We start from the raw sequence: 9,004 nt of genomic DNA, 5'->3' as shown, positions 1-9,004 counted from the left end.
AGCTCGGCGAATTTTTCCCGGGTGGAGAGAGTCTGCATATGCCGTGGCGTTTCCACCTTACGCATAGAGACCAGCGCAATGATCCCGCCGGTTACGCAGAATGCCAGCGCCAGCCACAGGGTGCCCATCTCCCCGATGTGCGGAATGGTAAAGCTCGGAATGTAGCTGCCGAACACGCCGATGCCGATAGAGTAAACCGCCCAGAACCAGCCCAGCGCCGCGCTGGTACTGTCGCTGCGAACGTTATGCACAATGGCGACGATAAAGGCATAGAGGAACAGCGGATAGGCCAGGCCGCGGATCCCGTAGAACAGCAGAATTAATGCGTAATTTGCCTGACCCAGACCAAAAACGAGAAACAGGACGTGGAAAACGCACCACAGGACGAAGCCAATCAGCATGGTTTTTTGCGGGGTGATGATTTCAGCCACCACGCCGGAAATCCATGCGGAGAGCGCCGCCGCGAGACCGTAGAGCGTGAAGGCGAAAGAGGCTTCAGCAGGCGTGAAGCCCAGCGCCTTAATATAGTGCGACAGGAATGCCAGCTCGAAACCATCGCCCGTCATAAAGACCGCGATAGCGATATACCCCCAGACCAGACTCAGGGGTAATCCCAGCCATTGTTTGTTATTTAACGACATATTGACCTCGTTTTTAGGGTACAGGGAACCGCTCCGGCAGCATCGCCGGAGGGTCTTTGCCACAGAATTATGGGTTTCGGTAGTTCAGGTCGTTTTGGTAAAGCGCGTTAAACTGCTGGTAACGCGTCATCAGCGCACGGTGGCGCGCCGGATCGCTGCGCCAGGTTTTATAGACTTCAGGTTTTTCGCACACGGAAGCCAGCGGCTTACCGGCTGCGAGACAGGCCAGCCGTGCAGCCCCCAGCGCACCGCCGGTTTCGCCGCCCTTATGCGTCACCACCGGCATCGCCAGAATATCGGCCAGCAGCTGGGCCCAGAAGGGGCTCCGCGCCCCGCCGCCGACGAGGGAGCACTGTTCAATCTGCGTGCCGCTCTCCTGCAACACGCGAAGGCCATCGGCAATACCGAAGCTGACGCCTTCCAGCACCGCATACCCCATCAGCGCACGCTGGCTGGAGTGCGTTAGCCCCCAGAACATGCCCCGAGCACAGGGATCGTTATGCGGCGTACGTTCCCCGGAAAGGTACGGCAGGAACATCGGCGCGCTCGCTTTCTCCGCATCGCTTAGCTGGGCGATCTCCTCAAGCAATGCCAGCTCCGTGACGCCCACCAGACGGCAAAACCACTGTAGACAACTGGCGGCGCTTAACATCACGCTCATCTGATGCCACAGGTTTGGCAGCACGTGACAGAACGCGTGCACGGCAGACTGGGGCGCCGGACGGTAGGCATCTGTGACCACAAACAGCACGCCGGAGGTGCCCAGCGAAATAAACGCATCGCCCGGCGAAACGGCCCCAACCCCTATCGCGCTGACGGCGTTATCTCCCCCGCCGCCGGCAACGATAACCGAGGGGTTCAGACCCCACCGCTGCGCTACCGCAGGTTCGAGTAGCGCCGAGACCTCACACCCTTCCACCAGCGCAGGCATGGCGGCACGCGACAGCCCACATTTTTCCAGCAGTGCATCCGACCAGTCTCGTTTTCCCACATCCAGCCACAGCGTCCCTGCCGAGTCCGACATATCAGAGATTTTTTTTCCGGTCATTTTGAAGCGCAGATAATCCTTCGGCAGCAGCACGGTGGCGAGACGGCTGAAGTTCTGCGGCTCATGACGGCGCACCCAGAGCAGCTTTGGTGCCGTAAACCCCGGCATTGCCAGGTTCCCCGCCACCTGGTGCAGCTCGGGCGCCATCTCTTCCAGCTCTGCGCACTCCTGCGCGCAGCGGGTGTCATTCCACAGGATGGCCGGACGCAGGGGTTCACCCGCGGCATCCAGCAGTACCGCACCGTGCATCTGTCCGGAAAGGCCAATGGCTTTTATCGCCTGCCAGTGGTGGCCGCACTTCTCCCGGAGGGTGGCAATCAGGTATTCGGTTGCCTCCCACCAGGCTTCCGGCGATTGTTCAGACCAGTGCGGCTTCGGACGCTGTATCGTCAGCGGCGCGCTATGGGTGGCGACAACGCCGTTGTTTTCGTCAATGACCAGCGCCTTTACTTCTGATGTGCCAAGATCGATGCCCAGATACATACCCACCTCTCACTTAATCAGCGCGTAGACGTCAGCGATTTTTTCACGCAGAAGCGCGGCAAAATCTTCCCGGCCGGTCAGATCGCCAAACAGGGCGGTATCGCTGGCATATCGGGCTATCGGATCGTCCGATTCGAACATCGCATGTACCGCAGAGGCGTTGAGGATACCGTCCTGGTATTCATATGGCAGCTTGCCGTGATGCCACTGCTCCATATAGACGTAGAACAGCGCAGGCAGCATAGCGGTAGCGTCAGGACGTACGCCGCGCTGGTAACATTCACGCAGCGTTGGGGCTATCATCGCCGGGATCTTCGAGAACCCGTCGGCCGCGACGCGCTGGTTGGTGTCCTGAATCCAGGGGTTGGTAAAACGCTTAAGCACTACGTCGCGGTAGGCTGGCAGATCGATGCCATTATCTCCCAGGCAGGGAATGACATCTTCCGTCACGTAGCGGTCGGCAATCTTGTAGATAAACTCTGTCAGCGTGCTTTCATGGATATACTGCTGCCCGACCAGAGTACCCGCCCAGGCGATACAGCTATGGGAGGCATTGAGGATGCGGATCTTCGCCTCTTCATAAGGGATGACGGATCCCACCAGCTCCACGCCCACCGTTTCCAGCGCGGGACGAACGTCGCGGAAATTGTCTTCAACCACCCACTGAATAAAGCGTTCCCCCATAACCGGGGCGTTATCGTCTATGCCCGTTCGGGCCTTAATGCTCGCCGGGAGATCGGCCGCCGGACGCGGTGTGATGCGATCCACCATGGTATTCGGACAGGTCGCATTAGCGCTCAGCCAGTCGATGACCCTCTGTTTGCCGCTGAGGGTTAAGAATTCAATCAACCCGTCGTGGAAGCGCTCGCCGTTATGCCGCACGTTGTCACAGTTAAGCAAGGTTACCGGACCCGCTCCGTTCGCCATACGCGCTTCGAGGATGCGGGCAATTGTCCCGTAGATGGTTTTACAGCCGCCCTTAATATCGCTCGCCAGATCGGCATTGGCCACATCCAGCCTGTGGCTGGTATCCAGATAGTAGCCCCCCTCCGTCACGGTAAACGCGATGACCCGAGTCTGCGGGTTCGCCCCTTCGGCAATCAGCGGCTGCAAATCCGCCTGCCACGGGATCAGCGTCTGAATCGAGGCGATCTCTTCATAGTCTCTCTCGCCTTCCGGGCTGACGGTCTCCAGTACATATCGCCCCTTCTGCGCGGCCAGCGCCTGTACCACATGTTCAGCATCGTTGCGTATGTTGCCCGCAGCGATGTGCCAGCGCGTATCGCCGCCGACAATCAGGCGGTGCAGATACCACGCCTGATGCGCACGATGAAAAGACCCCAGCCCAATATGTAGCCATGTGTATTTCTCGGTCATTGTTCTGTTCTCCAGTGAGGTTATGGCTGAACTGTAGATGATCATTTGCTTAAAATAAGAGCTACAGATCACAAAAGAACAAATGACCATTTAAATTACAAATGACCAACAAAGAGCAAACCGCTTGCCTCAGCGCGGAGCACCCGCCAGAATGACAGACAATTGTTGTGGGTGTTGACCGCCCTCAACCCCACTCTTGAGGCAGGGAAACGTGAGCAAAGAAGATGACATCAGGCTCGATCAAAAAGTGCGGGCGGCATGGATGTATTACATCGCCGGGCTTAATCAAAGCGAAATTGCCAGCCAGCTCGGCACATCAAGACCGGTGGTGCAGCGGCTGATTGCCGCCGCGAAAGAGGAAGGCATTGTCTCGATTGGGCTTCATCACCCTGTCGCTAACTGCCTCGATTATGCGCAACTTCTCGCGGAAAAATATCACCTGACCCACTGCAACATTGTGCCCGTCTACCGCAATGAAAGCGCGCTGGATAGCGTGACGTTTGGCTGTTATCAGCTGATGGCCCGCTACCTGCAAGGTGATAAACCCACGGTTGTCGGAATTGGCTCCGGACTGACGCTAAAAAAAACCATCAAGCGTATCGATTTTGACAGCCACAACACCCGCTGTGTCGCCCTGATCAGCGCCATGAACGAGCACGGGCAATGTAACTATTACGATGATGTGCCGTTGCTGCTGGCGCGTAAAATTCAGGGAAAATATTACCAGTGGCCGGCGCCGCGCTATGCTCAGTCCAGCGAGGAGCATGAGATGTGGTGCTCAAACCGCCTGTTCCGTAACGTCTGCGCCGTGGCGGATGCGGCCGATGTGATTTTTGTCGGCATCGGGGCGCTGGGCAGGCAGAGCCCTATCTTCAAAGACGGGTTTATCGATGAGGCACAGCTGGAAGAGTTGACCCAGCGCGGTGGCGTTGGCGAAATACTCGGACGCTTTATCGATGCCGACGGCAAGGTCATCGACAGCCAGATTAATCGCTTTATTACCAGCTACGATATTCGCCAGAGCCAGTGTCCACGTATTGCGGCCGCCTGCGGCGAGGATAAACGCCCGGCGATCCTTGCCGCCCTCAAAGGCGGCTGGGTAAACGGTCTGGTGACGGATGAACAGACCGCGCGCTGGCTGCTGACGCGTCAGGGCTAGCCCGTGACGCTCTGGCTGCCAATCAGTTCCGGTGGGATCTCAATACGCCTGACCGAGGTATCACCGGAATCGAGAATTTCAAATACCTTCTCCAGCATCGCCGGGACGTCCTGGCGCACCATGTCGATATCATGTCCCAGCAGAGAGACAAATGGGTCCCAGTCAAAACAACCCATCGGCGGCTGATTTTGGCCGGTCTGCCCGTATTGGGCCAGCCAACGTACCACCCCCTCCAGCGAAATGGTCGAATTGACAAACAGCCCCTTTAGCGCCGTCGATGGCGACGGGAAGGTGGCTCTGAGCTGCTCCTCCACGCGCGATGACGAGTATCCGGTGACCAGCAGCTGCTGTTCCGGAACGGTCAGCCCATGGGCCTGATGGGCATCAAGGAACCCGCGCAGGCGCTCTGCGGTGTTGTTATCACTCCGGCGTCCGCCCACGAAGGTCAGCGGAGCCAGCGAACCAAACCGTTTAAAGCTGCTGGCGAGGATCCGCTCTGTCAGCATCTTCGCGCCGCCGTAGTTATCCGAAATGATAGAGGGCGCCAGGGTACCCGGCAGATCAAGATTTAGCGTAGGTACGCCCGCCTGATGACAGAGTTCAGCAATTTTGTCCGGGTGTGTCGCCCCCGTGGCAATGACCCAGTCAACCTGCCAGGAGAGCATGGCACGGGCGGCATCCAGCTCGAGTTCCGGCTGTCGGCGTGTGCAGGTAATAATCGGCAACAGCCCTCTGGCACGCGCCATCTCTTCGAATTTTTCCGCTATAGAGCCGAAATAGCGGTTGTCATATTTCGGCACAATCATGCCGATAACGTTCGATTTCTTGCTGCGCAGCAGGCTTGCCTGACGGTTAACCGCGTAGCCCTGCTCTTGTGCAATGCGGGTTACCTTCTCTGCCAGGCTGGCGCTGATGCGGCGTTTCTTCCAGTTGCCATTCAAAATAGCACTCACCGCGCTGGCAGAAACGCCGGTGAGTTCCGCCAGATCGTAAATGGTCGTTTTCTTCGTTTTCTCAACGCGCGTCACAAAATCGCCTCTTCATTTTGAATGTCTCTTGCTGGAGAAATAAGCAAGTGCTAGATCTGCTTCATCGATTGAGCAGTTTGCTTCACGCGTCAGTCAGAACCCCCGTTCTTCACGCGAAAGCAGACACACCCTAAAAATCATCTCTGCATAAAGGATTATAAAATGAATCACTCTGTCCCCTCCATGAATAGTTCCCTTCAGGGCAAAGTCGCTGCTATCACTGGCGCCGCCTCAGGTATTGGCCTGGAGTGTGCAAAAACGCTGCTCGGCGCTGGCGCTAAGGTGGTGTTAATCGACCGGGAAGGCGAAAAGCTTCAGCGCCTTGTCGCCGAGCTGGGCGAGAACGCGTTTGCCCTGCAAATCGATCTGTTCAAACCCGAGCAAGTCGACGCGATGCTGAGCGACATTGTCGGCCTCGCCGGCGGCCTGGATATTTTTCACGCCAATGCAGGCGCCTACATCGGCGGGCCGGTTGCTGAAGGCGACCCGGACGTCTGGGATCGCGTACTGAACCTGAATATCAACGCCGCCTTCCGCTGCGTTCGCGCCGTACTGCCGCATATGATTGCGCAGAAGTCAGGCGATATTATCTTCACCAGCTCCATTGCGGGCGTGGTGCCGGTTATCTGGGAGCCGATCTACACCGCGTCCAAATTTGCCGTTCAGGCGTTCGTGCATACCACCCGTCGTCAGGTCGCGGAACATGGCGTACGCGTCGGAGCCGTTCTGCCTGGGCCGGTAGTGACGGCTCTGCTCGACGACTGGCCGCAGGCCAAAATGGATGAAGCGCTGGCAAACGGCAGCCTGATGCAGCCGATTGAAGTCGCAGAATCGGTGTTGTTCATGGTGACCCGTTCGAAGAACGTTACCGTCCGGGATCTAGTGATTCTGCCTAACAGCGTCGATCTTTAAGGGCCGTAAGGATGAAGAGTACACCAGAAACCGTTATCGGCGTAGACGTCGGCTCCGGCAGCGTTCGCGCGGGCATTTTCGATCTCAGCGGCAGGCTGCTTTCCCACGCGACGCAGAAAATTGCCACCGTGCACCGCAGCGGAAGCCGCGTGGAGCAGTCCAGCGCCGAGATCTGGCAGGCCGTTTGCCGCTGCATCCGCGAGGCGCTGGCGCGCTCCGGGACGACTCCGCAGAGCGTTGCCGGCATCGGGTTTGACGCCACCTGCTCGCTGGTGGTGTTGGACAACAATGGCGAACCGCTGGCGGTCAGCCCTGACGGTGAAGCGGAAAACAATATCATCGTCTGGATGGATCACCGTGCGACAGACCAGGCGGAGCGCATCAACGCCACCCATCATCCGGTGCTGGACTACGTTGGCGGGAAAATATCGCCCGAAATGGAGACGCCCAAGCTGCTGTGGCTGAAAGAAAACCACCGAGAGGTCTACGATCGCGCCTGGCAATTTTTCGATTTGGCCGATTTCCTGACCTGGCGCGCGACCGGCGATGTCACCCGTTCCATCTGTACCGTAACCTGTAAATGGACGTGGCTGGCCCATGAGAATCGCTGGGACCCGGACTATTTCCGCACCGTTGGCCTGGACGAGCTGGCCGGAGAAGATTTTGTCCGCATAGGGCAGCATATTGCCGCCCCCGGCACCCCTTGCGGCGAGGGCTTAACGGAGCAGGCCGCGCGTGAGATGGGCTTGCTGCCAGGCACGCCGGTGGCGGTAGGGTTAATTGATGCCCACGCTGGCGGCATCGGGACGTTGGGCGTTGGCGGCGGCGCGCTGAACAATCTCGCGTATGTTTTTGGCACCTCATCGTGCACCATGACCAGCGCCGAGAGCGCCGTTTTTGTGCCCGGCGTCTGGGGGCCTTATTTTAGCGCGATGGTACCTGGGCTGTGGCTGATTGAGGGCGGACAAAGCGCCGCGGGTGCCGCTATCGATCGGTTATTAAGTTTCCATCCTGCCGCACCGCAAGCGCGCCAGCTGGCACAGGAGTCAGACCTGCCGCTGCCGGTTTACCTGGCGGACCGGCTTTTACAGACCTTCGCCACCGCCTCAGAGGCGGTGAACCTGGCAGCAGGACTGCACGTGGTACCCGAATTTCTGGGTAACCGCGCGCCCTTTGCCGATCCCCATGCGCGGGCCACGATCTGCGGGCTGGGCATGGAGAACGATATCAATAACCTGATGGCACTGTATGTGGCCGGTCTGTGTGGTATCGGTTACGGTTTGCGACAAATCATTGACGCCCAGCGTGAATGCGGCGTACAGACCGAAAATATCGTTATCAGCGGCGGCGCGGGCCAGCACCCTTTCGTTCGCCAGCTGCTGGCAGATACCTGCGGGCTGCCGGTGTTAGCGACCCAATGCAGCGAACCGGTATTACTGGGTTCGGCCATTCTCGGGGCGGTGGCGGGAAATATAGCGCCTTCAGTGACCGATGCCATGAAACAATTTACCCACGTGGATAAATATTTCTATCCGCAAGCGAACTTTCAGTCCCTTCATCTGCGTCGATACGAGGCTTATAAGCAGTTACAACAAACTGCGACAGTAATCAGAGAATAAATACACGTCAGTATATTTAGAGAAAAAGACAATAAGAAAACTCACGCCGGAATATTTCCGGTGTGGGCTTACCTGTACGCTACAAACGAGGTCAATATGTCCGAAATAAATAAACAGTGGCTGGGATTGCCGCTGAACCTGCTATGGGGATATCTGGCGATCGCGGTCTTTATGACGGGTGACGGTTTCGAGCTGGCATTCCTGTCGCACTATATTAAATCACTGGGCTTCACGCCTGCTGAAGCCTCTTTCGCCTTCACGCTTTACGGTCTCGCGGCGGCGCTCTCCGCGTGGATCTCCGGCGTGGTGGCTGAAATCATCACCCCGCAAAAAACCATGCTGATTGGCTTCGTCCTGTGGTGCGTTTTCCACGTCCTGTTTCTCGTTTTTGGTCTGGGTCAGGCAAATTACGCATTAATTCTGCTGTTCTATGGGATCCGCGGTCTGGCCTACCCGTTATTTTTGTACGCCTTCATCGTGGTCATTATTCATAATGTGCGTAGCGATAAATCCAGCTCGGCGCTGGGCTGGTACTGGGCGGTTTATTCCGTAGGTATTGGCGTGGCGGGCAGTTATATTCCGAGCTTTACCATTCCGCACATCGGGGAGATGGGCACCCTGTGGCTGGCACTGGCATTCTGCGTAACCGGCGGGATCATTGCGCTGGTCTCTATGCGTAAGGTGGAAACGCCACGGCATATGCAGACTCTCTCCACCCGGGAAAAATTCGCCGAGCT

The 9,004-nt window shown here is 57.7% G+C and carries 8 protein-coding genes; 4 read left to right on the top strand and 4 right to left on the bottom strand.

Translation table 11 applies throughout. The features are described from left to right. The 3 genes from ACOTY5_RS21885 to dalD all read right to left on the bottom strand — a co-directional run. Positions 1-641: MFS transporter (locus ACOTY5_RS21885; protein WP_421632020.1), on the bottom strand; the 641-nt coding region annotated here is incomplete at its 3' end. Between the two features lie 67 nt (positions 642-708). Continuing rightward, positions 709-2,172 carry a xylulokinase gene (xylB, locus tag ACOTY5_RS21880; protein ID WP_015572354.1) on the bottom strand — a complete coding sequence of 488 codons (1,464 nt, stop codon included), beginning with the start codon at positions 2,170-2,172 and terminating at the stop codon, positions 709-711. Positions 2,173-2,181: 9 nt separating this feature from the next. Then, entirely contained in the window at positions 2,182-3,549 is a 1,368-nt protein-coding gene (dalD, locus tag ACOTY5_RS21875) for a D-arabinitol 4-dehydrogenase (protein ID WP_421632019.1), read from the bottom strand. A 211-nt stretch (positions 3,550-3,760) separates the two neighbouring features. On the opposite strand from dalD, the gene ACOTY5_RS21870 reads away from it, so the two are divergent. Continuing rightward, a complete protein-coding gene (locus tag ACOTY5_RS21870) occupies positions 3,761-4,708 on the top strand; it encodes a sugar-binding transcriptional regulator (RefSeq protein ID WP_017383561.1) in 948 nt (315 codons plus the stop codon). Here the strand turns inward: ACOTY5_RS21870 and ACOTY5_RS21865 are convergent. Beyond that, the gene (locus ACOTY5_RS21865) at positions 4,705-5,736 is read right to left on the bottom strand and encodes a substrate-binding domain-containing protein (protein ID WP_032654226.1); all 1,032 of its coding nucleotides are present in this window, start codon (positions 5,734-5,736) and stop codon (positions 4,705-4,707) included. The two genes, ACOTY5_RS21870 and ACOTY5_RS21865, sit on opposite strands and share 4 nt — an antisense overlap. Positions 5,737-5,898: 162 nt before the next feature. On the opposite strand from ACOTY5_RS21865, the gene ACOTY5_RS21860 reads away from it, so the two are divergent. From ACOTY5_RS21860 to ACOTY5_RS21850, 3 genes are all read left to right on the top strand, one after another. Next, positions 5,899-6,648, top strand: coding sequence for an SDR family oxidoreductase (locus ACOTY5_RS21860; protein ID WP_017693070.1), 750 nt, complete (start codon positions 5,899-5,901; stop codon positions 6,646-6,648). An 11-nt stretch (positions 6,649-6,659) separates the two neighbouring features. Continuing rightward, positions 6,660-8,267, top strand: a complete 1,608-nt coding sequence (locus ACOTY5_RS21855) for an FGGY-family carbohydrate kinase (RefSeq protein ID WP_017693069.1) — start codon at positions 6,660-6,662, stop codon at positions 8,265-8,267. Between the two features lie 96 nt (positions 8,268-8,363). Then, on the top strand, positions 8,364-9,004 hold a 641-nt coding region (locus tag ACOTY5_RS21850; protein ID WP_421632018.1), incomplete at its 3' end, for an MFS transporter.

The sequence above is a fragment of the Enterobacter cloacae complex sp. SHL018 genome (genome assembly GCF_049237905.1).
Lineage (GTDB): Bacteria > Pseudomonadota > Gammaproteobacteria > Enterobacterales > Enterobacteriaceae > Enterobacter > Enterobacter hormaechei_C.
This window is presented reverse-complemented; position numbering and strand designations above follow the sequence as displayed.